Source organism: Streptomyces sp. NPDC027962, assembly GCF_055566095.1.
In genome coordinates, this window is sequence record NZ_JBVHTA010000003.1 from 183,405 (window position 1) to 207,206 (window position 23,802).

The 23,802-nt window shown below is 71.5% G+C and carries 16 protein-coding genes; 5 read left to right on the forward strand and 11 right to left on the reverse strand.

Annotated elements, in window-relative coordinates:
- Positions 1 to 119: 119 nt before the first annotated feature.
- Entirely contained in the window at positions 120 to 1,478 is a 1,359-nt protein-coding gene (locus tag ACZ4SA_RS04180; protein WP_468269599.1) for a PAS domain-containing protein, read from the reverse strand.
- A gap of 989 nt (positions 1,479 to 2,467) precedes the next feature.
- Entirely contained in the window at positions 2,468 to 3,094 is a 627-nt protein-coding gene (pdxH, locus tag ACZ4SA_RS04185; RefSeq protein ID WP_468269836.1) for a pyridoxamine 5'-phosphate oxidase, read from the reverse strand.
- Positions 3,095 to 3,493: 399 nt separating this feature from the next.
- Here pdxH and ACZ4SA_RS04190 point away from each other — a divergent pair, with 399 nt between their 5' ends.
- Entirely contained in the window at positions 3,494 to 4,594 is a 1,101-nt protein-coding gene (locus ACZ4SA_RS04190; protein ID WP_468269601.1) for a citrate synthase 2, read from the forward strand.
- Between the two features lie 211 nt (positions 4,595 to 4,805).
- Here ACZ4SA_RS04190 and ACZ4SA_RS04195 read toward each other — a convergent pair whose 3' ends face one another.
- The 8 genes from ACZ4SA_RS04195 to ACZ4SA_RS04230 are packed head-to-tail and all read right to left on the reverse strand — an operon-like array spanning position 4,806 to position 15,351.
- Positions 4,806 to 5,399: a TetR/AcrR family transcriptional regulator gene (locus ACZ4SA_RS04195; protein WP_468269603.1), complete on the reverse strand. Its 594-nt coding sequence runs from the start codon at positions 5,397 to 5,399 to the stop codon at positions 4,806 to 4,808.
- Positions 5,387 to 6,118 carry an enoyl-CoA hydratase family protein gene (locus ACZ4SA_RS04200; RefSeq protein WP_468269605.1) on the reverse strand — a complete coding sequence of 244 codons (732 nt, stop codon included), beginning with the start codon at positions 6,116 to 6,118 and terminating at the stop codon, positions 5,387 to 5,389. The genes ACZ4SA_RS04195 and ACZ4SA_RS04200 overlap by 13 nt, the downstream gene beginning before the upstream one ends.
- Positions 6,119 to 6,121: 3 nt before the next feature.
- Positions 6,122 to 7,708 (reverse strand): 4-coumarate--CoA ligase family protein, encoded by a 1,587-nt coding sequence (locus tag ACZ4SA_RS04205; protein WP_468269607.1) that lies wholly within the window; start codon positions 7,706 to 7,708, stop codon positions 6,122 to 6,124.
- Between the two features lie 44 nt (positions 7,709 to 7,752).
- Positions 7,753 to 8,883 carry an acyl-CoA dehydrogenase family protein gene (locus ACZ4SA_RS04210; RefSeq protein ID WP_468269609.1) on the reverse strand — a complete coding sequence of 377 codons (1,131 nt, stop codon included), beginning with the start codon at positions 8,881 to 8,883 and terminating at the stop codon, positions 7,753 to 7,755.
- Positions 8,880 to 10,826: an acetyl/propionyl/methylcrotonyl-CoA carboxylase subunit alpha gene (locus ACZ4SA_RS04215; protein ID WP_468269611.1), complete on the reverse strand. Its 1,947-nt coding sequence runs from the start codon at positions 10,824 to 10,826 to the stop codon at positions 8,880 to 8,882. Before ACZ4SA_RS04215 ends, ACZ4SA_RS04210 begins: the two co-directional genes overlap by 4 nt.
- A 9-nt stretch (positions 10,827 to 10,835) precedes the next feature.
- Positions 10,836 to 12,434, reverse strand: coding sequence for an acyl-CoA carboxylase subunit beta (locus ACZ4SA_RS04220; RefSeq protein ID WP_468269613.1), 1,599 nt, complete (start codon positions 12,432 to 12,434; stop codon positions 10,836 to 10,838).
- On the reverse strand, positions 12,431 to 14,389 hold the full coding sequence (locus ACZ4SA_RS04225; protein WP_468269615.1) for an acyclic terpene utilization AtuA family protein: 1,959 nt from the start codon (positions 14,387 to 14,389) through the stop codon (positions 12,431 to 12,433). Before ACZ4SA_RS04225 ends, ACZ4SA_RS04220 begins: the two co-directional genes overlap by 4 nt.
- Entirely contained in the window at positions 14,386 to 15,351 is a 966-nt protein-coding gene (locus ACZ4SA_RS04230) for a TIGR03084 family metal-binding protein (RefSeq protein ID WP_468269617.1), read from the reverse strand. The genes ACZ4SA_RS04225 and ACZ4SA_RS04230 overlap by 4 nt, the downstream gene beginning before the upstream one ends.
- Positions 15,352 to 15,768: 417 nt before the next feature.
- On the opposite strand from ACZ4SA_RS04230, the gene ACZ4SA_RS04235 reads away from it, so the two are divergent.
- Together ACZ4SA_RS04235 and ACZ4SA_RS04240 are read left to right on the forward strand one after the other, a co-directional pair.
- Positions 15,769 to 17,643, forward strand: coding sequence for a galactose oxidase-like domain-containing protein (locus ACZ4SA_RS04235; RefSeq protein WP_468269619.1), 1,875 nt, complete (start codon positions 15,769 to 15,771; stop codon positions 17,641 to 17,643).
- A gap of 45 nt (positions 17,644 to 17,688) precedes the next feature.
- Positions 17,689 to 19,521 carry a Dyp-type peroxidase gene (locus tag ACZ4SA_RS04240; RefSeq protein WP_468269621.1) on the forward strand — a complete coding sequence of 611 codons (1,833 nt, stop codon included), beginning with the start codon at positions 17,689 to 17,691 and terminating at the stop codon, positions 19,519 to 19,521.
- A gap of 169 nt (positions 19,522 to 19,690) precedes the next feature.
- On the opposite strand, the gene ACZ4SA_RS04245 is transcribed toward ACZ4SA_RS04240, so the two are convergent.
- Positions 19,691 to 20,611 carry a hypothetical protein gene (locus tag ACZ4SA_RS04245; protein ID WP_468269623.1) on the reverse strand — a complete coding sequence of 307 codons (921 nt, stop codon included), beginning with the start codon at positions 20,609 to 20,611 and terminating at the stop codon, positions 19,691 to 19,693.
- Positions 20,612 to 20,926: 315 nt separating this feature from the next.
- Here ACZ4SA_RS04245 and ACZ4SA_RS04250 point away from each other — a divergent pair, with 315 nt between their 5' ends.
- On the forward strand, positions 20,927 to 22,396 hold the full coding sequence (locus ACZ4SA_RS04250) for a DUF2079 domain-containing protein (RefSeq protein ID WP_468269625.1): 1,470 nt from the start codon (positions 20,927 to 20,929) through the stop codon (positions 22,394 to 22,396).
- A gap of 104 nt (positions 22,397 to 22,500) precedes the next feature.
- Complete coding sequence (locus ACZ4SA_RS04255; RefSeq protein ID WP_468269627.1) at positions 22,501 to 23,679, forward strand: glycosyltransferase; 1,179 nt, start codon at positions 22,501 to 22,503, stop codon at positions 23,677 to 23,679.
- Positions 23,680 to 23,802: the final 123 nt, after the last annotated feature.

A 23,802-nucleotide genomic window follows, 5' to 3' on the forward strand; every position in this document is an offset into this window, starting at 1 on the left:
GTACTCGGGACGGCCGCCCGCCAGACGGCTGACGGCTGACGGCTGACGGGGGACACCACCACGCGGAACGGCCGCACACGCCAGGGCCGCGCGGCGCGAAGCGGCCGCGCGCACCACAGTCAGTCGCCCGTCACCTGCGCCAGATCCAGCGCGGCCGCCGCGAGGACCGCGACGCTCTCCGCGTACACCGCGTCCGGGCGCTCGAACGCGGGCCTGGCCGCGCCGCGAAGAAAGGTCACCACGCCCAGCGTCCGGCCGCGGCAGCGCAGGACCGTGCACAGCGCATGGGCCGCGTCCCTCGGCCATTGACGGCGCTCCGCCCAGTCCCCGGGCGGGCCCTCCGCGCCGCAGCTCGCCCGGACCGAGCCGACCCGGTCCATCGCCTGGAACGCCGGGTGGCCGGGGGCATAGCGCACCGGCAGGCCGCCTCCTGCCGACCCGGCGCACGGGCCCGGCGCTCCCGCGGGCGACGCGGCGGCCCGCACCAGACGTTCACCGTCGGCCTCGGCCACGTCGAGCAGTACGTGATCGGCGAAGCCCGCCAGCGCGAAGTCGAGATACGCGGTCGCCGCCTCCATCGGGTCCTCGCACTCCGAGGCCGCGCGGCCCGCACGGTGCAGCTGACTGGACCGGAACCGCAGCCGGTCCGCCTCCTGCTCAGCCAGTTTGACGTCCGTGACGTCGTGGAACAGCCACCCCACCCCGAGCGGAACCGGCTCCTCCGTCAGCGGCGAGGCCAGTCTCAGGAATCCGCTGCGCCAGCAGCGCCGTCGCGGCTGCCCGTCTGCCGTGGCGACCGCGACCCACAGATCCACCAGCCCGCGCGGCGCCCCCTCCGCAAGCACATGGTGCAGCGCGCCCTCGAGCTCCTCCACGCCCTGTTCCAGCAGCTCGCCGAGCGGCCGCCCCAGCGCGGACGAACGCCCCGCGCCGAGCGCGCGGGCCGCCTCGCCGTTGACGACCGCGGGCCGCAGATCCACGTCGACCAGTACGACACCCCACGACGCGTCGTCGAAGAGCGCCTCGCTCAGCGCGATGGACCGCTCCAGGTCGATCTGCGCGTGCACCTCGCTGAAGGCGCAGTACACCCCCGCGGGCTTCCCGTCCGCTCCGAGCACCCGCGCCGACTGGGTCCGTACGAGCACCCGCCCGCCGTCCTTGCGCAGCAGCGCGAACTCGTGCACCTGCCGGCCCGGTGCGGACATCGCGCCCATCAGCCGCGCCTGCACCTCGTCGGCGTCGGCGCTGCGCACGGCCCATCCGGCGAAGCCCCGCCGCCCCACCGCCTCCTGCGCCGACCACCCCAGGATTCGCTCCGCCTCGCGGTTCCAGTGCGTCACGGACCCGTCGGCGTCGAACGCGCACAACGCGGCGTCCATCCCGTCGAGCAGCGCCGCGAGCAGATCTGCCCCGGGCGGCCCCGGCTCGGGCCCTCCGGCGTCGAGCTCGTCGGTGATCTCACTCCTGGAAGCACTCATCCCGGCACCCCCCTGCAGGACGTGTCCACGTGCGCCGATGCACCTCAAGTCTTGGCACCTCAGATCATTGAACGCGAACGTGACCCAGGACACACGGCGTTTCCGTAAAATCCCGTCGCCCGCAGATTGGCCGCCGCATGAATCCCCAGCTCGTCCGGGGTGCCGACCGCTGCTCCGACACCCACGGCCAGGAACTCGAAAAAAGGGGTTGATCCGCCCCGAAGCAGTACCTAGGGTCTGTTCCACGCTCAGAAAGGAGGTGATCCGGAAGTGATTTCTTACCGGACAAGCGAGGTGGCTGCGGGCTGACGCCTGCCGTCGCACTCTGTGCACCTCGGCAGGTCGTCTGCCGAAAACCCAAGCAGTCACCCGACCCGTGGGCCGCCGGTAAGTCCGGCCGGCTCCCTCCGTCCGGACGGAGGGACCAAGGCCCACGGGTCGTCTGCGTTCTCCGGACCGCCCGCGGGATGCCGGGCCGCCCGTGCCGAGTCACCGGCCAGGACGTCGGGCCAGGCTCGGTTTGCCCGTGCGTTGCGACCGGGCCTCCCCCACGCGCAGGACTCCCGCCGCCGCGGCCGGCAGCAGGGCGCTCAGGCCGGCCGGGGCCGCGAGGATCGGGGCCAGGTCGGTGAGGGTGCGCGGCCCTCGAGGCGTCCTCGTCCTCAAGGGCGCCGCGGACCGCGACGGGGCTGCCGGTCAGGGGGAAGACCGCGCCGACGATCCGGACGAGGGCCGGCAGCGCGAAGTCGGGGAGGCGTACGCCGACACGAACCACAGGGGCTCGTCCAGGGTCGTGTGGGCCGGGCCCCCTGGACCTGGATCTCGCTAGTGCTGTGGCCGGAAAGGTTTGCCGGAAAGCTCGCGGCGTCCGGTGCGGTGCATCGCAAGGCGGAGGATCTCCCGCGTACTGGATGTACTTGGGTGATGCGACAACGCAGCGAGGTGCCGTGCCGGGCGTCGCGAGCCGGTGAACCTCTCCGGTCACAGCACTAGGGCGCGAGCCGCTCGATCGTCCAGCCCTCCCCGTCCGTGCGGACGTACCGCAGCCGGTCGTGGAGGCGGTTCTCGTGGCCCTGCCAGAACTCGATCGCGTCGGGAACGACGCGGATGCCGCCCCAGTGCGCGGGCGCGGCGACCTGCTCGCCCTCCGGATGGCGGGCGGCCAGCTCCTCGTAGCGTCGCAGCAGCTCGGCGCGGGAGGCGATCACCGCCGACTGGTCGCTCGCCCAGGCGCCGAGCTGGGAGCCGTGCGGGCGGGTGCGGAAGTACGCGACGGTCTCGTCGCGCCCGATACGGGACGCCGTGCCGGTGACGATGACCTGGCGCTCGAGGGGGTGCCACGGGAAGAGCAGCGAGACGTAGGGGTTGGCGTCGATCTCGCGGCCCTTGCGCGAGTCGTAGTTCGTGAAGAAGACGAAGCCGCGGTCGTCGTACTGCTTCAGCAGCACCGTGCGCGAGGACGGCCGCCCGTCGGGCGTGGCCGTCGAGACGATCATCGCGTTGGGTTCGAGGAGCGCCGCGGCGGCGGCCTCGGCGAACCAGCGGGCGAACTGCTCCATGGGCGTGCCCGCAAGCCGGCTCTCGTCGAGCGGTGTCGAGCGGTACTGCTCGCGCATGACCGCCGGGTCGGGTACGACGAGCCCGGTCTCTGCCGGGTCGGGCAAAGGCAGGCCGGAGACGGTGACGTCCGGGACGGCGGGCTTGTCGGCGGCGGAGTCGTTGGCGTCGGCGTGGTCGGTCACGATGCCATCCTGCCGCAGCGACCGAGTCTGCCCGGCACGGAGTGCCGTCAATCCTCCCGGGCCGAATTGGGGCAGTGTGCCGGATGTCACGCTTCCCCGCACCGGACGGACCCGCCAAAATCTTGGGTCGGGCCACTGTGGCCTCCATACAGCAGGGGATATCGTGCCTGCCTCCCGGCGGCTGGGTGACCACCGGCCGCACGGGGCATCACCGGGGTGACCGGCCCACGCCGTCGGCCGCCGCATGACGCACAGATCTTGAGGAGCCGCCTGATGTCCGACTTCGTACCTGGACTCGAGGGAGTCGTCGCGTTCGAGACGGAGATCGCCGAACCGGACAAGGAGGGCGGCTCGCTGCGCTACCGGGGCGTCGACATCGAGGACCTGGTCGGGCATGTCTCCTTCGGGAACGTGTGGGGCCTGCTCGTCGACGGCGCGTTCAACCCGGGCCTGCCGCCCGCGGAGCCGTTCCCGATCCCCGTGCACTCCGGTGACATCCGGGTCGACGTGCAGTCGGCGCTGGCGATGCTCGCCCCCGTCTGGGGCCTCAAGCCGCTCCTCGACATCGACGAGGCACAGGCCCGCGACGATCTGGCACGGGCGGCCGTGATGGCGCTGTCGTACGTGGCACAGAGTGCACGCGGCCAGGGCCTGCCGATGGTGCCGCAGAGCGAGATCGACAAGGCGGAGTCCATCGTCGAGCGGTTCATGATCCGCTGGCGCGGCGAGCCGGACCCCAAGCATGTCAAAGCCGTCGACGCGTACTGGACGTCGGCCGCCGAGCACGGCATGAACGCGTCGACGTTCACCGCCCGCGTCATCGCGTCCACCGGCGCGGACGTCGCCGCCGCGCTGTCCGGCGCGGTCGGTGCCATGTCCGGGCCGCTGCACGGCGGTGCGCCGTCCCGGGTGCTCGGCATGATCGAGGAGATCGAGCGCACCGGCGACGCGACGGCCTACGTGAAGCGCGCCCTCGACAACGGTGAGCGCCTGATGGGCTTCGGCCATCGCGTGTACCGCGCGGAGGACCCCCGCGCCCGTGTGCTGCGCCGTACGGCGCAGGAACTGGACGCGCCGCGGTTCGAGGTCGCGGAGGCGCTGGAGAAGGCGGCGCTGGAGGAGCTGCACAACCGCCGCCCGGACCGGGTGCTGGCGACGAACGTCGAGTTCTGGGCCGCGATCATGCTGGACTTCGCGGAGGTTCCGGCGCACATGTTCACGTCGATGTTCACCTGCGCCCGTACGGCCGGCTGGTCGGCCCACATTCTGGAGCAGAAGCGCACGGGCCGTCTGGTGCGCCCGTCGGCCCGGTACGTGGGCCCGGGCACGCGCAACCCGCGCGAGATCGAGGGCTACGAAGACATCGTCGGCTGACGGCCGCGAGGGGTGTGGGGCCTGCCGTGCGCGGCCCCGCACCCGCTCGGAGGCCGACGAGACGGATCCGGTCGCCGCAGAGGCGGGCCATGTGCGCGGCACGGGGGCACCTGCCGCGCTGAACTGCGAGGGTTCGGGATACCGCCCGTAAGGCGCAGGCCGTGGGAGGCGTGCCGGGCCCCGAGAACCGGCAAGGTTCACCAGAGAGGGCCTACGCCAGCGCTTCCTCCACCAGCACCGCCCACTGCGCCACCACCCGCCGCCGCCGCGCCGCGTCGTCCGTGAGGAGGTTGGCGAGGCCCAGCCCGCGGGCCATGTCCAGCAGGCCCTGGACGGTCTCGCGCACCCCCGGCCGGGACTCGTCGGCGTCCAGCAGACGGACCGCGATGCGATGTGTCTCGCGGCCGACCTTCGCCTCGAGTTCCGTGACCCTGGGGCGCAGCTGCTCCTCGTTGGAGGCCGCCACCCACAGGTGCAGCGCGGCCCGGAACAGCGGCCCCGTGTACAGGTCGACGAGGGCCGCGACGACCGCCGCACGCCCCCGCGACGGGAGTTCCCGCAGTGCCTGCGAGCGCTCCTCTGCGACGTACTCGACGGCCGCCGTGAACAAGTCCTCCCGGGTCGGGAAGTGGTGCTGCGCCGCCCCGCGGGAGACGCCGGCGCGCTCGGCGACCACCGAGACCGTCGAGCCCGCCCAGCCGACCTCGGCCAGGCACGCCACCGCGGCCGCCAGCAGGCGCTGCCGGGTGGCCCGGCTGCGGTCCTGCTTGGGGGCCTTGGCGGTCGGTGGCGTCACAACACCCATGCGGGGTCCCGTCGTTCGAGGAAAGCCGTCATCCCTTCGCGCGCCTCGGCCGATGCGAACAGCGTCGCCGAGCGCTGGACCAGGTCTTCCGCGTCCCGGTCGAAGGTTTCCAGCACCCTAGCCGCGACCAGCTGCTTAGCTGCCGCCAGGCCCTGCGGCGAGGCCCTGCGCAGCCCGTCGAGGAGCGGCGCGAGGGCGTCGTCCACGTCGTCGGCGGCCAGTGTCAACAGCCCGCTGCGGGCCGCCTCCGCCGCGTCGAAACGCTCGCCCGTGAGGTAGTAGCGCTCCGCCGCCCGCGGGTCCATGCGCGGCAGCAGCGGCAGCGAGATGACGGCGGGGGCGACCCCGATGCGCACCTCCGTGAACGCGAAGTCGGAGGCCGCGCTCGCTGCCGCCATGTCGCACGCACCGACCAGGCCGAGACCGCCGGCCCGCACATGACCGGCGACCCTCGCCACCACGGGCTTGGGCAGTGTCACGATCTGCCGCAGCAGCGCCACGAAGGTGTACGGGCTGGGCGGCGTCTTCAGGTCGGCGCCCGCGCTGAACGTGGAGCCGGTGTGCGTGAGGACGACGGCCCGTACGGAGTCGTCCTCCGCGCACTTGCCCAGCGCCTCGGCCAGTTCGCCGACGAGCCGCGCGGACAGCGCGTTGCGGTTCGCCGGGGAGTCCAGGGTCAGGGTGGTGATGCCGCGTTCGTGCGTGGTGGCGATGGTCACGTGCTATTGCTCCTTCGAAGCGTTCTCCCGGTCCCGCAGCTGGCGCCGCAGGATCTTGCCCGACGCGGCGCGCGGGACACCGCCGATGAACTCGACCCGGCGGACCTTCTTGTACGGGGCGACGCGTTCGGCGACGAAGTCCATGACATTGTCCTCCGTCAGGTCCGCGGCGCCGGGCTGCCGTACGACGTAGGCCTTGGGGATCTCGTTGCCGTCCCCGTCGTACACCCCGATCACGGCCGCGTCCGCGATCGACTCGTGCGTGAGCAGCAGCGCCTCCAGCTCGGCGGGGGCGACCTGGAAGCCCTTGTACTTGATGAGTTCCTTGACCCGGTCGACGACGAAGAGCCAGCCGTCGTCGTCGACCCGGCCGATGTCGCCGGTGTGCACCCATCCGTCGGCGTCGATCATCGCCGCGGTGGCTTCGGGCCGGCCCAGGTAGCCCTTCATCACCTGCGGGCCGCGGATCAGGATCTCGCCGCCCTCACCGACGCCCAGTTCCCTGCCGGAGCCGTCGAGGTCGAGGATGCGCATCTCGGTGCCGGGCAGCAGCAGGCCGACGGCGCCGGGCGGCGGGTTCTGCGCTGCGAGCGGCACGACATGGGTGCCGGGTGACAGTTCCGTCATGCCGTACGCCTGGCGCACCGGCGGCAGGCCGAGCCGTTTCGAGCACGCCTCGCCGAGCCGGGCGTCCAGCGGGGCGGCGGCGCTGACGATGTACTCCAGCGACGACAGGTCGTACTTCGCGACCGCGGGGTGCTTCGCGAGCGCGAGGACGATCGGCGGGGCGACGTACAGGCCGTTGATGCGGTGTTCCTGGATGGCGGCGAGGAACATGTCGAGGTCGAAGCGGGGCAGTACGACAACGGTCGCACCGTGCCGAAGCGGCGCGTTCATCAGGGCCGTCAGCCCGTATATGTGGAAAAAGGGCAGCACGGCGAGGATCCGGTCGCCCGGCCCCATCGGCACGAACGGCGCCAGCTGCTCCAGGTTGGTGGCGATGGACCGGTGCGTGAGCATGACGCCCTTGGGCACGCCGGTCGTGCCCGACGAGTACGGCAGGGCCGCGACGTCCTCCGACGGGTCGATGGCGACCTGTGGCTCCGGCGCGGTCGAGCCCAGCATGTCGAGCACGCTGACGTGCCCGTCCGCCCGGTCGCAGACGAAGATCTCCTCGATCCCCGCGGCCAGTTCGGCTGCCCTGCGCGCCACTTCCAGCAGCGGCGAGACGGTGACGATCCAGCGGGCGGAGGAATCGCGGAGCTGCTTGGCGAACTCGTCCGCCGTGGACAGCGGATGGACGGTGGTGACGGACGCGCCGGCCCGGGTGGCCCCGTAGAACACCGCCGGGTAGGCGACGGTGTTGGGGCTGTGCAGGGCCAGCACGTCTCCCTTGCGCAGGCCCGCGTCGGCGAGCGCGGCGGCGATCCGCCGGTGGAACAGGTCGAGCTGGTGGTACGTGACGGTGGTGCCGTTCACCCCGTCGACGAGGGCGGCGGTGTCACCGAACTCGGCGGCGCGTGCGAGCACGGTCTCGTGGATGGGTTCGACGACGGCCGGGACATCTGCGTAGCTGCTGCGGAACACCATGACGGCCCCCTCGGCGTTGGGTTGGACGGCCAGGATGTCGTCTGTCAGTACGACTTGGGGAGACCCAGGGACTGGTGGGACACGTAGTTCAGGATCATCTCCCGGCTGACCGGCGCGATCCGGGCCACCCGGGCGGCCGTGACGAGCCGCCCGAGGCCGTACTCGCGGGTGAGGCCGTTGCCGCCGAGGGTGTGCACGGCCTGGTCGACGGCCTTCACACACGCCTCACCGGCCGCGTACTTGGCCATGTTGGCGGCCTCGCCCGCGCCGGCGTCGTCGCCCGCGTCGTACAGGGCGGCGGCCTTCTGCATCATCAGCCTGGCCAGCTCCAGCTCGATGTGCGCCTCGGCGAGGGGGTGCGCGATCGCCTGGTGCGCGCCGATCGGGGCCTTCCACACCTGGCGGGACTTCGCGTACTCCACGGCCCTGGCCAGCGCGTAGCGACCAATACCGATGGCGAACGCGGCGGTCATGATGCGCTCGGGGTTGAGTCCGGCGAACAGCTGGAGCAGGCCGGCGTCCTCGTCGCCGACGAGCGCGTCGGCGGGCAGCCGGACGTCGTCGAGGACCAGCTCGAACTGCTTCTCCTGGGCCTGGAGTTCCATGTCGATCTGCGAGCGGCCGAAGCCTTCGGCGTCCCGGGGGACGATGAACAGGCACGGCTTGAGACTGCCCGTGCTCGCGTCCTCGGTGCGGCCGACGATCAGCGTCGCGTCGGCGATGTCGACTCCGGACACGAAGACCTTGCGGCCGGTCAGTATCCAGCCGTCGCCGTCGCGGCGCGCGGTGGTCGTGATGCGGTGGGAGTTGGAGCCCGCGTCGGGTTCGGTGATCCCGAACGCCATGGTGAGGCTGCCGTCGGCGAGACCGGGCAGCCAGGTGCGCTTCTGCTCGTCGGTGCCGAAGCGGGCGATGACGGTGGCGCAGATGGCCGGCGAGACGATCATCATGAGGAGCGGGCAGCCTGCCGCGCCGGACTCCTCGAGGACGATGGACAACTCGCTGATGCCGCCGCCTCCGCCGCCGTGCTCCTCGGGGAGGTTCACCCCGAGGTAGCCCAGCTTGCCGGCCTCGGCCCACAGGGTGGCACGGTCGAAACCGGGTCCGTGCCGGCGGCCGAGGGCGGCGACGGCGTCCCGCAGGTCCTTGTGGTCCTGGCTCTCGATGGCGTTCATGACGCAGGGTCCTCCTGAGCTTCGTTGACGACCTCGTTGGCGACTTCGTTCACGACTTCGTTGGCGACTGCGTTGACGACGGCGAGCAGGGCGCCGACCTCGACCTGACGGCCGGGGACGGCGTGGAGCGCGGTGAGCGTGCCGGAGGCAGGAGAGACGATGCGGTGCTCCATCTTCATGGCCTCCAGCCAGACCAGTGGCTGTCCTTGGGTGACACGGGCGCCCTCGACGACCCCGTCCCCGACCCGGACGACGGTCCCGGGCATGGGTGCGAGCAGCGACCCCGGCTCGGCGCGGTCCTGGGGATCGGTGAAGCGGGGGCGCGGGGTGAGGGCGTGGGCACCGGCGGGCGAGTCGACGTAGACGGTGTCGCAGCAGTCGCTGACCTCGTAGTTCCGTACGATCCCGTCGACCTCGAGCGCGACGCGGTGCGCGGTCGCCTTCACGACCCGCACCCCGGGCCGGTCCACCACCTCGTACCCGCCGTCGCGCAGCGGCCGGTAGCGGATCTCGTGGTCGCCGTACGCCTTGACCTGGTCCGCGGACGGCAGGTTGCGCCACGCGCCGCCGAACCGGCCGCTGCGTGCGGCGGCGTCGGCGATCGCCGCGGCGACGGCGGCGTGCTCCTCGCCGGGGGCGGGGGCGGTGAGGTCGGCCAGATTCCGTTCGTAGAAGCCGGTGTCCAGCCGGCCGCCGGTGAAGTCGGGGTGCTCCAACGACGCGACGAGCAGGGCCCGGTTGGTGACGGGCCCGTGCACCCTGGCCCGCCGCAGGCTGTACGCCAGTCTCCGGATCGCCTCGGCCCGTGTGGGCGCCCAGGCGATGACCTTGGCGACCATGGGGTCGTAGTGCACCCCGATGACGTCCCCGGCGCCGTACCCGGCGTCGACCCGCACGGCCGGGGCGGCGCCCGGCACGTCGAGCGCGTGCAGCACCCCCGCCTGAGGCGTCCAGCCCGTGGACGGGTCCTCGGCGTAGAGGCGGGCCTCCACCGCGTGGCCTCGCTCCTGCGGCGGGGACGTGGGCAGCGCCTCGCCCTGGGCGACCGAGAGCTGAAGGGCGACCAGGTCGAGGCCGAACACCGCCTCCGTCACCGGGTGTTCCACCTGGAGGCGGGTGTTCATCTCCAGGAAGTGCGCCCGGCCGTCCGGCGCGAGGAGGAACTCGACCGTGCCCGCGCCCCGGTAGTCCACCGCACGCGCCGCCCCCACTGCCAGCGTGTGCAGCGTGTCCACCAGCTCCGGGCCCAGACCGGGCGCCGGGGACTCCTCCACGACCTTCTGGTGGCGGCGCTGCAGCGAGCAGTCCCGTGTGCCGAGCGCCCACACCGTGCCGTGCGCGTCGGCGAGGATCTGGACCTCGACGTGGCGGCCGGCCTCGATGTACGGCTCGACGAAGACCTCCCCGTCGCCGAAGGCCGATGCCGCTTCGGAGCGGGCCGCCTCGAGCTCCCCGGCGAGTCCGGAAAGGGTGCGGACGATCCGCATGCCCCGCCCGCCGCCGCCCGCCGCCGCCTTCACCAGCACCGGAAGGTCGGACTCGGTGAGCGACCCGGGGTCCAGGGCCGCCAGACCCATGAGTTCCTTCGCCCGGGTCTTGGACGCCATCGCCTCGATCGCGTCGGCGGGCGGCCCGATCCACACCAGCCCGGCGTCGGTGACCGCCCGCGCGAACTCCGCGTTCTCGGAGAGGAATCCGTACCCGGGGTGCACCGCGTCGGCGCCCGCCGCCAGCGCCGCCTTCACGATCAGCTCACCCTGCAGATACGTCTCCGCGGGCGCCCTGCCCGGCAGCCGTACCGCCGCGTCCGCCTCCCGTACGTGCAGTGCGGAGGCGTCCGGGTCCGAGTGGACGGCGACCGTCGCGATGCCCAGCTCGCGGCAGGTGCGGAAGACACGGCACGCGATCTCGCCCCGGTTGGCGACAAGGACAGAGGAAATCACAACAGGCCCTCACATTCGGAAGACGCCGAAGCCGCCGCGTGCGCCCTCGACCGGTGCCGTGTGGATGGCGGACAGGCACAGGCCGAGCACCGTCCGGGTGTCGCGGGGGTCGATGACGCCGTCGTCGTAGAGCCGTCCGGACAGGAACATCGGCAGCGACTCCGCCTCGATCTGCTGCTCGACCACGGCGCGCAGCCCGGCGTCCGCCTCGTCGTCGTACGGCTGTCCCTTCGCCGCCGCGGACGCACGCGCGACGATCGACAGGACACCCGCCAGCTGCTGCGGGCCCATGACGGCGGATTTCGCGCTCGGCCAGGCGAACAGGAACCTCGGGTCGTACGCCCGCCCGCACATGCCGTAGTGCCCGGCTCCGTACGACGCGCCCATCAGCACCGACAGATGCGGCACGCGGCTGTTCGACACCGCGTTGATCATCATCGCGCCGTGCTTGATGATGCCGCCCTGCTCGTACTCCTTGCCGACCATGTAGCCGGTGGTGTTGTGCAGGAACAGCAGGGGAACGTCACGCTGGTTGGCGAGCTGGATGAACTGCGCCGCCTTCTGGGACTCGGCGGAGAAGAGCACACCCTGGGCGTTGGCCAGCACCCCCACCGGGTAGCCGTGCAGCCGCGCCCAGCCGGTCACCAGACTCGGCCCGTACAGCGGCTTGAACTCGTCGAAGTCGGAGCCGTCGACGATCCGTGCGACGACCTCGCGCGGGTCGAACGGCGTCTTCAGGTCCTCGGGGACGATCCCGAGCAGTTCGTCGGCCGCGTATTCCGGCGGCTTCGCCGGTCCCGGATCGGCGTGCGCCTTGCGCCAGTTGAGGCGGGCGACGATCCGGCGGGCCTGGCGCAGCGCGTCCGGCTCGTCGAGCGCGAAGTGGTCCGCGAGGCCGGACGTGCGGGCGTGCATCTCCGCGCCGCCGAGCGACTCGTCGTCGCTCTCCTCCCCCGTCGCCATCTTCACCAACGGCGGGCCGCCGAGGAAGACCTTCGACTGTTCCTTGATCATGACGGTGTGGTCGGACATGCCGGGCACATACGCGCCGCCGGCCGTCGAGTTGCCGAAGACGACCGCGATCGTGGGGATCCCGGCCGCCGACAGACGGGTGAGGTCACGGAACAGCGCCCCGCCGGGGATGAAGATCTCCTTCTGGGACGGCAGGTCCGCGCCGCCCGACTCGACCAGCGAGATGCAGGGCAGCCGGTTGGCGTACGCGATCTCGTTGGCGCGAAGGGCCTTCTTCAGGGTCCACGGGTTGGACGCCCCGCCGCGTACCGTCGGGTCGTTGGCGGTGATCAGGCACTCGACGCCCTCGACGACCCCGATGCCGGTGACGATCGAGGCGCCGACCGGGTAGTCGCTGCCCCAGGCCGCGAGCGGGGACAGCTCCAGGAACGGGGTGTCCGGGTCGACCAGCAGCTCGATGCGCTCGCGGGCGAGCAGTTTGCCGCGCTTCCTGTGCCGGGCCACGTACTTCTCGCCGCCGCCGGCCAGGGCCTTTTCGTGCTCGGTGTCCAGCTCTGCGAGCCTGCCGAGCATCGCGGCGCGGTGGGCGGCGTATTCGGGGCTCGTCACATCGACGGCCGAGCCGAGAACGGTCACAACAAAGCCTCCGGGATGTCGACGTGCCGGGCGCGGAGCCATTCGCCCAGCGCCTTGCCCTGCGGGTCGAAACGGGCCTGCGCGGCTACTCCTTCGCCGAGGATCCCGGCGACGGTGAAGTTGAGGGCGCGCAGGTTGGGCAGCACATGCCGTACGACGGGCAGTTCGGCGGTCTCGGGCAGCAGCTCGCGCAGCCGCTGAGAGGTCAGTTCGTGGGCGAGCCACCGCCAGGTGTCCTCGGTGCGCGCCCATACGCCGATGTTGGCGTCGCCGCCCTTGTCGCCGCTGCGGGCGCCGGCGACGAGCCCGAGAGGGGCGCGCCGGACCGGGCCGTGCGGCAGGGGATCGGGCAGCGCGCCCGGCTCCGCGTCCTCGAGCACGCGGGTCCGCTTCGGCGGCGGGACGTCGACGCGTTCGCCGCCGGGCAGGACGGCCGTGTGCGGGACCTCGCCCGCGTCGGCGTACGCGGCCTCGAAGACCCCGTACGGCGCGCCCTTGCCGGGCGGGGCGGTCACGTGGAAGCCGGGGTAGCTGGCGAGGGCCAGTTCGATGGCGGCGCTGCTGACGGCACGGCCGACGCGTTCGGCGTCCGGGTCGCGGACGACAAGCCGCAGATGGGCGGCTGCCCGCTCCTCGGTGTCGGCATCGGAGGTGTCCGTACGGGACAGTTCCCAGCGCACCTTCGCGGGGCGCTGCTTGCCGAGCGTGTCCTCCAACTGCGCCTTCACGAGGGCGGCCTTGGCTTCGATGTCGAGTCCGGTCAGTACGAAGACGACCTCGTTGCGCCAGCCGCCGAGCCGGCCCAGGCCGACCTTGAGCGTGGGCGGCGGGGCCTCGCCGCGCACCCCGGAGATCCTCACGCGGTCGGGTCCGTCCTGTTCGAGCCGGACGGTGTCGAGCCTGGCGGTCACGTCCGGGCCCGCGTACCGGGCGCCGCCCGTCTCGTACAGCAGTTGCGCGGTGACGGTGCCGACGTCGACCACGCCGCCGGTGCCGTCGTGCTTGGTGATGACCGAGCTGCCGTCGGCGTGGATCTCGGCGACGGGGAAGCCGGGGCGGCGGATGTCATGGCCGGTGAAGAACGCGTAGTTGCCGCCGGTGGCCTGGGTACCGCACTCGAGTACGTGCCCGGCGACGACGGCGCCCGCGAGCTTGTCGTACTCCTCCTCGCCCCAGCCGAAGCGGGCGACGGCGGGGCCGGTGACGAGGGCGGCGTCGGTGACCCGGCCGGTGACGACGACGTGGGCGCCGGCACGCAGGCACGCGGCGATACCGGCTCCGCCGAGGTAGGCGTTGGCGGTCAGCGCACCCGGGAAGCGGGAGGTGAGGTCGTCCCCCTCGACGTGCGCGACGTCCACCGGGACACCGAGGCGGTCGGCCAGCGAGCGGACCGCGTCGGCGAGCCCCGCGGGGTTGAGACCGCCGGCGTTGGCGACGATGCGGACGTCCTTCTCGCGGGCGAGGCCGAGGGTCTCCTCGAGCTGGCGCAGGAACGTCTTGGCGTAGCCGAGCCGCTGGTCCCCCAGCCGGTCGCGGCCGAGGATGAGCATCGTGAGCTCGGCGAGGTAGTCCCCGGTGAGCACGTCCAGCGGCCCGCCGGTGAGCATCTCGCGCAGGGCGTCGAACCGGTCGCCGTAGAACCCGGATGCGTTCCCGACGCGCAACACGCCTGCGCCAAAGGCGCCTCCGGCGCCGGGCGGGACGGGTACGGGGTCGGGAGCGGCTCCGGATCCGGCAACGGGTCCGGAGGCCGAGCCGGTCCAGGAGCTGTCCGGGTGCCCGGAGGCCGGGCCGGTGGCCGACCGCGCGTCGCGGGCTTCCGGGCTTGTGGCGTCGATCCGTGCCGGCCGGCCCGCGGAAGCGGCCCCTCCCGCAGCCGGCGCGGTGCCGATGCCCGGGGCGCCGCCCGGGGCGGCGCCCGGGGCGGCGCCCACACCGCCGGATCTGCCGGTCATGAGCGGCCGCCTTCAGGCGCCCCGGCCGCGGTCGCGCCTCCATCGGACCGGGCCGCGGCCGAGAACCCGCCCGCACCGGGCGCACTCCCACCGCCGACTCCGCCCGGCGCGCGCCCTCCACCCGCCGTGCCGGGCGCGCGCCCACCGCCGGCCCCACCCGGCGCGCGCCCACCAGCTCCCCCGCCCGACGCGCGCCCCTTGCCCGGCGGGCCCGCGAAGGCCTGCGCGATGTCCAGCCAGCGGTCGGCGTCCGCACCCTCGACCCGCAGGGCCAGGTCGTCGCGGTGGGCGCGCTGGGTCACCAGCAGGCAGAAGTCGAGCGCGGGGCCGGTCACCCGTTGCTCCGCGTCCTCGGGCCCGTAGGCCCACAACTCGCCTCCTGGCCCGTCCAGTTCCACCCGGAACGGCTCGGCCGGCGGGGTGAGGCCGTGCACCCCGAACGCGAAGTCGCGCGTGCGCACCCCGATCCGGGCGACCTGCGCGAGGCGGGCCGTCTGCGGCCGTACGACGTCGAGGGCGTCGGCGACGTCCTGGCCGTGCGCCCACGTCTCCATCAGCCGCGCGGTCGCCATCGACGCGGCGCTCATCGGCGGTCCGTACCAGGGGAAGCGTGCCCCGGCGGGGGCGGACCGGAGAACCAGTTGAAGGGCTTCGCGGCCGGCGCGCCAGCGGGCGAGCAGTTCGGCGGGCGGCAGCGCGGCGCCGGCCGCCGCGCCGTCGTCGACGAACGAGTCCGGCGCCGCGAGAGCCGTCTCCACCTCCGCGGCGAAGCCCGCCGCGTCCGTGACGGCCACGAGCGCGGCGGAGTCGGTCCAGGCGAGGTGGGCGATCTGATGGGCGACGGTCCAGCCCGCGGCGGGGGTCGCTGCCGCCCATTCGCCGGGGCTCAGCTCCCCGACCAGCCGGTCGAGTTCATCGCTTTCGCTGCGCAAGTCGTCGAGTACGACGGCCGGATCGGACACGGAACGCTCCCCTGTGGGCACGACGGTCTGTGGCTCGGAGCATGGCAGCGCACGAAGAAACAAGCAAGCATGCTTGCTTTGATTTTCGGCCGACTCAAGCGGCGACCCGATCCCCTCGCAGGTCAAACCGGTTGCCGTCGCAGAATTGATTCTCTTTGCACCGCAGGGGTGGTTCGACCCATCGGCCATTGCGGCCGACACCACCACCCCGCCTACGTTGAGGACCGCCCCCCTTCGGTCCGGCCCGGACCGCCCGCGTCCGCCCGGTCAACACGTCGATCCACCGCATTGCAGATGCTTACTCTCTGTGCTCATATGTCACAGTCAGTTACGTCCAGCCTGTTCCGATGACATATTCAGCCCCGACCGCGGGGCCGTCTTGCCATGCGCCCAGGCCGACAGCCCACGAGGAGCCCCATGTCACGACCACGACTGTCCAGGCTGGTCTCCGCCTGTGCCGTCCTCTCCGCCCTCACCGCCGCCCCTCTCGCAGCCGCGCTGCCCGCCACCGCTCACGACGGGGCACCGGAGCCCCGTGTCGCCTCCAAGGACGGTGCGCCCGTCACCGGCGGCGAGGCCGCCGTGGACAAGGCGGAGGCCGCCGTGCTCGGCCAGGAGCACGCCGAGCGGCACGCCCAGGCCCGTGTGCGGGCGCAGGACGCCGGCGACTACCCGCAGCCGATGCGGACGGGGCGGCTGGAGTCGCTCACCAAGTCGCAGGCGGAGCACAACGCCACATTCGACGCCGCGGAGTACGGGGCCTTCAAGGACTACTTCCCGTCACCCGACTTCGGGGTGCACGTGGCGCAACTGCCCACCGGCAAGGTCCTGCTGTTCTCCTTCGAGAGGATCGAGACCGACCCCACCAGGGAGACCGCGCCCACCCAGATCATCGGCAAGGAGAACGCGGGCCGCGCGTATCTGTGGGACCCGAAGGGCACCGGCGCTGCTGCGTTCAAGAAGGTCACGCCGCCCACCATCAACATGCCGGACGGGAAGAACGAGCCGCGGCCCGCGCCGTTCTTCTGCGCGGGTCATGCCTTCCTGCCCAACGGGATGCTCGGCGTCTTCGGCGGCAACCTCGGCGGGAACCACGGCGCCGGCGCCAAGCTCTCCCTCGTCTTCGACCCGTGGACCGAATCGTGGTCCCTCAACCAGGAGATGTCCGTCGGACGCTGGTACCCGAGCGCCGTCACCGGGGCCGACGGGCGGATCCTCATCATGTCCGGCCAGTCGGAGCTCGGCTGGGCGACCCCCACCGCGATCGTGGAACGCTTCCCGGCGCTGACCCGCGAGGTCCCGACCTCCAGCACCGACGTCCCCGAGAACGTGCCGGTGGACGTCTTCAAGGCGGAAGCCCCGTACAAGCACGACTATCCGCACCTGTTCTCGCTGCGCGACGGCATGATCTACGGGCTCGGCCGCGACCACGACCAGCAGTGGCTGTTCAACCCGCTCACCGAGACCCGCACGAGCCTGCCCGACAGGCCCGACGAGTTCATGCGCAACTACGGCTCCGCCGTGCCGCTGCCGGCCGGCTTCCGCGGCCCCGACTCCATCCTCGTCCTCGGCGGCAACAGGGACGACCCGAACACCTACCAACTCGTCGGCGGCCAGTGGAAGAAGAAGGAGCCCCGGGCCTTCGGCCGCACGCAGGACGACACCCTCATCCTGCCCGACGGCACCCTGTTCACCGTCAACGGCGCCCACGACATCCGCGACTACGGCAACGGCCTCTACAACCCCAACGCCGATCTGAAGTACCGCCAGACCGAGATGCGCGACACCGACGGCAACTGGAAGCTCGGGCCCGCCCAGCGGCTGCCGCGCGGCTACCACTCGAACGCCGTCGTCCTGCCCGACGGCCGGATCATGGTCACCGGCGACGAGGCCCAGCAGATCGCCAACGACCCTGATATCGGCGACGACATGGACGGCAGCATCGAGATCTACGAGCCCGCCTACCTGCACAACGGCGCGCGCCCCGGCCTCTCCGCCGTGCCGCGCCGCACCATCGGCTACGACTCCCGCTTCACGGTGCTCACGGCGGACTCCGAGGCCGTCAGCCGCGCCGTCCTGCTGGCCCCCACGACGGCGACCCACGCGGTGAACTTCAGCCAGCGCCACCTCGACGTCCGCATCAGGAGCCGGGGCGACGGCTCCCTCGAACTGCAGGCGCCGCCGTCGGCCAAGGCCGCGCCCCCCGGCTACTACATGCTCTTCCTCCTCAACGAGGACGGCGTGCCCAGCATCGCCAAGTTCGTGTCCTTCGGCCCGCCGGCCGCCCGGTGACACAGCGCTCCGGACCGACGCCGAAAGAGAGGAAGTGAAGGCAGCATGACTGATCTGGCACTGCGGAACAGCACGGAGATCCAGGGCGACGTGATCGCCGGCTTCAAGAAGGACCACGTACAGCTGCTTTTCCTGAAGTTCGACGACGCGACACGGGCGCGCACCTGGCTGCGGCGGCTGAAGCCGCGCATCGCCACGACGCGGCAGGTCGCGGCGTTCAACGCCGCCTTCAGCGCGGCACGCCGCAACACCGGCGGCGACGACCCCAGGGCGCTCACCGCCGTATGGCGCAGCGTCAGCTTCACCCACGGCGGTATCCGGACGCTGACGGACAAGGACCCGTTCCCGGACGCCAGGGAGGGCACCACGGAGCACGCGTTCAAGCAGGGCTCCGCCATGCGGGCCGGGAGGCTCGGGGACACCGGGGACAACTCGCCGGAGAACTGGCTGTTCGGCGACAGCAACGCACAGCCCGTCCACGCGGTACTCACCATCGCCGCCGACAAGGTCGAGGATCTGCGCGCGGCCCTCGCCCAGGAGCGGCAGGAAGCCTCCGTCCACAAGGTGGTGATCATCTTCGAGCAGGACGGCGGCACCCTGCTGGGCGACCGGCGGGGCAAGGAGCACTTCGGCTTCAAGGACGGCGTCAGCGAGCCGGCCGTCAGGGGCTTCGACGAGCCCGACCCCCAGCGCCCCGAGTGGAAGAAGGGCAGCCCCGGGACCCGGATCATCCCGGCCGGCGAGTTCGTCGTCGGCGAGGAGACGGTCTCCGGCACGCCCTCCGGCATGCCGGAATGGGCGAAGAACGGCTCGTTCCACGTGGTGCGCCGGCTCGGCCAGGACGTACCGGGCTGGTGGGCGCAGGTCGGCGCGCGGCTGAAGGAGCTGAAGAACGCGAAGGCCGTGCCGCCGGAGGCCACCTCGGAGTGGCTGGCGGCCCGCATGGTCGGGCGCTGGCGATCGGGCACGCCGGTGGCGAAGTGCCCGCACGCCGACGTGCCGTTCGACCCGGAGTGCGCGAACGACAACGACATCAGCTTCGCGAACGACCTGGAAGGGGAGATCACCCCGCTCTTCTCCCACCTCCGCAAGACCAGCCCCCGGGACGGCCTCGCGCTGAAGAAGGGCGACAAGCCGGTACCGGAGAAGGGTGGGCTGGACGGCCGCCGCATCATGCGCCGCGGCATCCCGTACGGTCTGCCCTTCGACCCCGCGGGCGCGGGTGGCCACGGCCCCGACGCCGCTCGCGGCCTGGTCTTCGTCAGCTACCAGGCAGACCTGGTACGGCAGTTCGAGTTCATCCAGAAGGACTGGGTCGTCGACACGAATTTCCCCGACCGTGACCCCAAGGTCGGCGCCGACCCCATGATCGGGCCGTCGACCGACGTCACCATCGGCGGCCGGCAGGTGCACTTCGAGCAGTTCGTACGGACCGAGGGCGCGGTCTACGCGTTCGCGCCGTCGCTGTCGGCCCTCGACCGGCTGGCCGACGGCAAACTGGCGGACGACGCCCCCAAGATCAAGGTACGGGTCAGGGAGAACGGAAACCACGACATCTCCGCCGTCTCCGTCATCGACATCGGCGAACAGGTCGACGCCGGCAAGGCCAAGCTGACGCTCCAGGACGACGGCAGACTCGTCGTCTTCGACGAGAACGAGAACCCCCGCTGGGCCTCGAACAACCCGGCGACCGCAGACGCCCGCGCCGTGTTCCAGGAGGACGGCAACCTCGTCATCTACACGCCGGACAACCAGCCGGTGTGGGCGACGGGGACCGACGGCAACCCGGGAGCCAAACTCTCGGTCCAGTCCGACGGGAACGTGGTGATCTACGACAGCGGCGACAACCCGATCTGGCACACGAAGACCCAGCACTGACCGGGACCGCCCCTCGACGGGAACCGGCCCGCCGCCCGAGGCGGCTGTCGGCCAGGGCACGTCCTCATCGCCCTGGCCGGCGGCGTGCGTGCCGTGCCGGTACGGTTCCGGGCACGGCACGCACGCTGCCTTCAGGAGATGATCGGCCGCCAGGAGACGGCCGGGGCGGTCAGTCCTCCTTGCTCCTGGTGGCGTCGGGGGTGAGGGTGTTCAGCGGCGCGTTCTGCGGAAGGCCGCTGAGGGCCTTGTCGGCCTGGAAGTTCAGGGCCATTCCGGGCTGCATGTCGAGAAGTACCCATTCCTGGTCCCAGATGAAGGGTGCGAGTCCCGCGCCGCTGTTGACCATGCCCTGGGTCTCCCACACGTTGCCCTCGAGCGTGAGCACCTTGGCGTTGGCCGTGTTGCCCTGGGCCGTGATGGACACCGCACACGGGATCTCGTCCGCGGGGTAGTCATCGTTGTCGGTCAGGTCCTCCCACGTGTAGTCACCGATCGGCTCGCCCACCATGCCGTCGCCGTCATCGTCGACCCCGCCGTCGTGCGGCCGCTGACCGACCCACGTCTCCCCGTTGGGAAGAAGCGCGATGCTGAACTCCTTGGCGTTGCTGGGAGCGTAGCTGTCGATGTCGACGCATCCGCTGGTACCCGGCTCACCCTCCGGACCGGTCGGACCGGTCGGACCCTCCGGACCGGTCGGACCGGTCGCACCGGTCGCACCGGTACCCTCCGGACCCGTCGGACCGGTCGGACCGGTCGGACCCTCCGGACCGGTCGGACCCTCCGGACCGGTCGGACCGGTCGGACCCGTCGGACCGGTCTTCCCCTTCCTGTCCTTGTCCTTGTCCTTGTCGCAGTCGTCGCTCAGCTCCGAGTGACGGGGACCGTTCGGGCTGTCCTCGACCGTGGCGCAGAGTTCGGCCACGGACGTGCCCGCCGAACCCGGGGATGTTCCAGCGGGGGCGGCCGCCATCGCCGGAACGGTGAAGCCCAGCATCAGGATGGCCAGCGACGCCATCGCGCCGCGGGCGACCAGCCTGCTCCGCTGCGGAAGCGGGCCGAGGCCGGAAGGGGGCCTGTGGTCAGGACTCATGAATTACTCCTTCTGGAACCGAGTGGGGTGCTTGCACCGGGAGGACCTGAGGGCGTCCCCCTCGGCATGCTTTGCCTTCCAGAGCCCCGGTCTTGACCCACACACCGAACGATCAACACTTTGGCCCAGCAAGAGGTGACCGTTCGTATGACACACGGTCGTGCCGCCCGCGCTTCCACCGGCCGATGGGTGAGGCCGCAGGCATGCCGCCATTCGGGGGTTTCCGGCTACACAGGGGTCGGCTCAGAGCCGAGCCCGGGGCCTTGCTGGCATCTTGAGGGCCTCGGACTGCCTCAGCCTCTGGAAGGCATCGTCATGCACGCGCCCCCCACCACCGGCACATTCCCACCGCAGCAGTCGACCCTCCGGGAAGGGAAGACACAGGAGCCTTCTCGCGCACGTCGCTTCAACATTCCGTGGTGGATCTGGGCCCTGGCGGGAGCGCTGTTCCTCGCGTACACGGCGTTGTCCGTACGCATCCATCACCAGTTGCATTCCCACGCCTTCGACCTGGCGATCTTCGAGCAGGTCGTCCGCTCCTACGCGGAAGGGCATCTGCCGGTCTCCGAGGTGAAGGGCCCCGGCTTCCCCGTCCTGGGAGATCACTTCCATCCGATCCTGGCTCTGGTGGCACCCCTGTACACGCTGTGGTCCAGGCCGGAGACCTTGCTCGTCGTCCAGGCGGCGCTGATCGCGGTGAGCGTGGTGCCCATGGCCCTCTGGGCCCGCCAGGCGCTCGGCTCCCCGGCCGCCGCGGTCATCGGTGTCTGCTACGGGCTCTCCTGGGGTATCGCGAGCGCCGTTGGCGCGGACTTCCACGAAGTGGCGTTCGCCGTCCCCCTCCTCGCCTGCTCGCTGGTCGCGTTGGGGACCGGCCGGTCGCGCACGGCCGTGTACTGGGCGCTGCCGCTCCTGCTGGTGAAGGAGGATCTCGGGCTCACGGTCGCCGTGATCGGTCTCGTCATCGCCTGGCGGGGCGAGCGCAGGCTCGGGATCGGCACCGCGGCGGCCGGCCTGGCCGGGACGCTGCTGACGACGCTGGTGATCCTGCCGGCTTTCCATCCCCAAGGGCTCCAGGGCTATCTGTTCTCGCACACGATCCAGGAACGCGGTGACAGCGGGCTGACGGATCTGCTGTACAAGGTGACGATCGGTCTCATCACGCCCGAGCCGAAGGTCAGCACCCTGCTGTTCCTGCTGGCCCCGACTCTGTTCCTGGCCCTCCGGTCCCCGCTGCTGTGGATCGCACTGCCGACCATGCTGTGGCGCTACGCATCGACGCTTTCCACTCACTGGGGCACCACGTACCACTACTCGCTGATCCTGATGCCCATCATCTTCGCGGCGTTCGTCGACGCCCTGGTCCGACGGCGCTCGAACGCACCCAGCCTGCGCCGCTACCTCGCGGGTTCTGCCGTGATCACCGCTCTGATCCTTCCGCAGTTCCCCCTGCGGCAGCTGGTCGAGCCGGCCACCTGGCGGACCGATCCGCGTGTCGCCGTCGCCCACCGCCTGATGGACCGTATCCCCGACGGAGCCACGGTCCAGGCGAACAACGACCTCGTGCCTCAGCTCAGCAACCGTACGAGCGTCAGCCTCTACGGCTGGCCGGACAGCCGGACCGGCCCTGAGTGGATCGTCGTGGACACCCAGGTGCCGCAGCACCGGCGATGGCCCCAGAGCTTGATCGAGGAGCGCGTATCGCTGGACCGTGCTGTCCGGACCCAGGGGTATCGCATCGTGGCCGAGGAGCAGGGGTTCGTCCTGCTCAACCGCAGGAACTGACGGATGATCCGCCCCTGCCCGGACTGGAGTCCGGCCCCACAGCACCAGAGACCTTCGCGCACCGGTCATGCAGGCCTTTGCGTCAGAGAGTTGGATGGACCCCGATGAAATCGACGATCTGCCTGAACATGATCGTGAAGAACGAGTCGCGTGTGATCGAACGGTGTCTCGCGTCGGTCCGTGATCTCGTGTCCACCTGGGTGATCTCCGACACGGGATCGACGGACGGCACCCAGCAGCTGATCCGCAGTGCGCTCGCGGGCATCCCGGGTGAGCTCCACGAGGAGCCCTGGGTGAACTTCGGGCACAACCGCAGCCTGAACCTCGCCCATGCGCGTGGCAAGGCCGACTACCTGCTGCTGCTCGACGCCGACCACGTGGTCCGCCAGGACGGTCCGCTCCCGCGGCTGACGGCCGCTTCGTACATGCTGCGGCACGAAGGCGAGTTGGAGTACCGGATCAAGCGGCTCGTCCGGGCCGACATCGCCTGGCGATATGAGGGCGTCACACACGAGTACCTCACCACCGACGATCCGTCCGCGGATCAGAAGAACCTCGACGCCCTGGTCATCATGGACTTCGCCGACGGGGGATCGCGCCACGACAAGTTCGAGCGGGACGAGCGTCTGCTCAGCGCTGAGCTGGAGCGCGACCCGGCCAACACCCGGACGGTCTTCTATCTCGCCCAGACCAAGCGGGACATGGGCAAGACGCGGGAGGCCATCGACCTCTACGAGCACCGTGCGGGGATGGGCGGCTGGGCGGAGGAGGTCTACTACTCGCTGCTCCAGGTCGGAATCCTGAAGGCGAACAGCGGGGACTGGCCGGGCGGTATGGAGGCGCTGGTGCGGGCGTGGGAGTCCCGTCCCGCTCGCCTCGAGGCCTGTTACGAGCTCTCCTCACGCCTGCGCACCATGGGCCGCCATCGTGCGGCGCACGCCTTCGCGTGCGCCGCTCTCGGCCGGCCTGCCCCGGACGACCTGCTCTTCGTCAACCCCTGGGTGTACCGCTGGGGGCTGCTGTTCGAGTTCTCGATCACCGCATACTGGGTGGGGGACTATGCGCGTTCGCTGCAGGCGTGCGACCGCCTCCTGGCCATGTCGGACCTCCCCGAGGCATTCCGCAAGCAGACACGCGCGAACCGGGAGTTCGCCGCCCGGCGGGCCTCCGCGATCCTGCAGTCACCTGGCGGGAAGCGGGACGGGCAGGCCCGGGCGAAGTCCGCGAAGCGGATGCAGAAAGCGGTGTCCGGCCAGGGGAACCCCGCGAGGGCGAAGTCCTAGGGCGTGTTTCGAAAGTAGCGTCGTCCGCCCGCAGGGCGGGGCCCGCGGCGTCTGGTGCGTGCGATCGCAAGGCGGAGGATCATCCTCGTACTGGACGTACTTGGATGACTCCGACAACGCAGC

Bases quoted from the DNA above. Each gene is read 5' to 3' on its own strand.
- ACZ4SA_RS04180 (WP_468269599.1), bottom strand. From the start codon at position 1,478: ATGAGTGCTTCCAGGAGTGAGATCACCGACGAGCTCGACGCCGGAGGG.
- pdxH (WP_468269836.1), bottom strand. From the start codon at position 3,094: ATGCGCGAGCAGTACCGCTCGACACCGCTCGACGAGAGCCGGCTTGCG.
- ACZ4SA_RS04190 (WP_468269601.1), top strand. From the start codon at position 3,494: ATGTCCGACTTCGTACCTGGACTCGAGGGAGTCGTCGCGTTCGAGACG.
- ACZ4SA_RS04195 (WP_468269603.1), bottom strand. From the start codon at position 5,399: ATGGGTGTTGTGACGCCACCGACCGCCAAGGCCCCCAAGCAGGACCGC.
- ACZ4SA_RS04205 (WP_468269607.1), bottom strand. From the start codon at position 7,708: ATGGTGTTCCGCAGCAGCTACGCAGATGTCCCGGCCGTCGTCGAACCC.
- ACZ4SA_RS04210 (WP_468269609.1), bottom strand. From the start codon at position 8,883: ATGAACGCCATCGAGAGCCAGGACCACAAGGACCTGCGGGACGCCGTC.
- ACZ4SA_RS04225 (WP_468269615.1), bottom strand. From the start codon at position 14,389: ATGACCGGCAGATCCGGCGGTGTGGGCGCCGCCCCGGGCGCCGCCCCG.
- ACZ4SA_RS04235 (WP_468269619.1), top strand. From the start codon at position 15,769: ATGTCACGACCACGACTGTCCAGGCTGGTCTCCGCCTGTGCCGTCCTC.
- ACZ4SA_RS04240 (WP_468269621.1), top strand. From the start codon at position 17,689: ATGACTGATCTGGCACTGCGGAACAGCACGGAGATCCAGGGCGACGTG.
- ACZ4SA_RS04245 (WP_468269623.1), bottom strand. From the start codon at position 20,611: ATGAGTCCTGACCACAGGCCCCCTTCCGGCCTCGGCCCGCTTCCGCAG.
- ACZ4SA_RS04250 (WP_468269625.1), top strand. From the start codon at position 20,927: ATGCACGCGCCCCCCACCACCGGCACATTCCCACCGCAGCAGTCGACC.
- ACZ4SA_RS04255 (WP_468269627.1), top strand. From the start codon at position 22,501: ATGAAATCGACGATCTGCCTGAACATGATCGTGAAGAACGAGTCGCGT.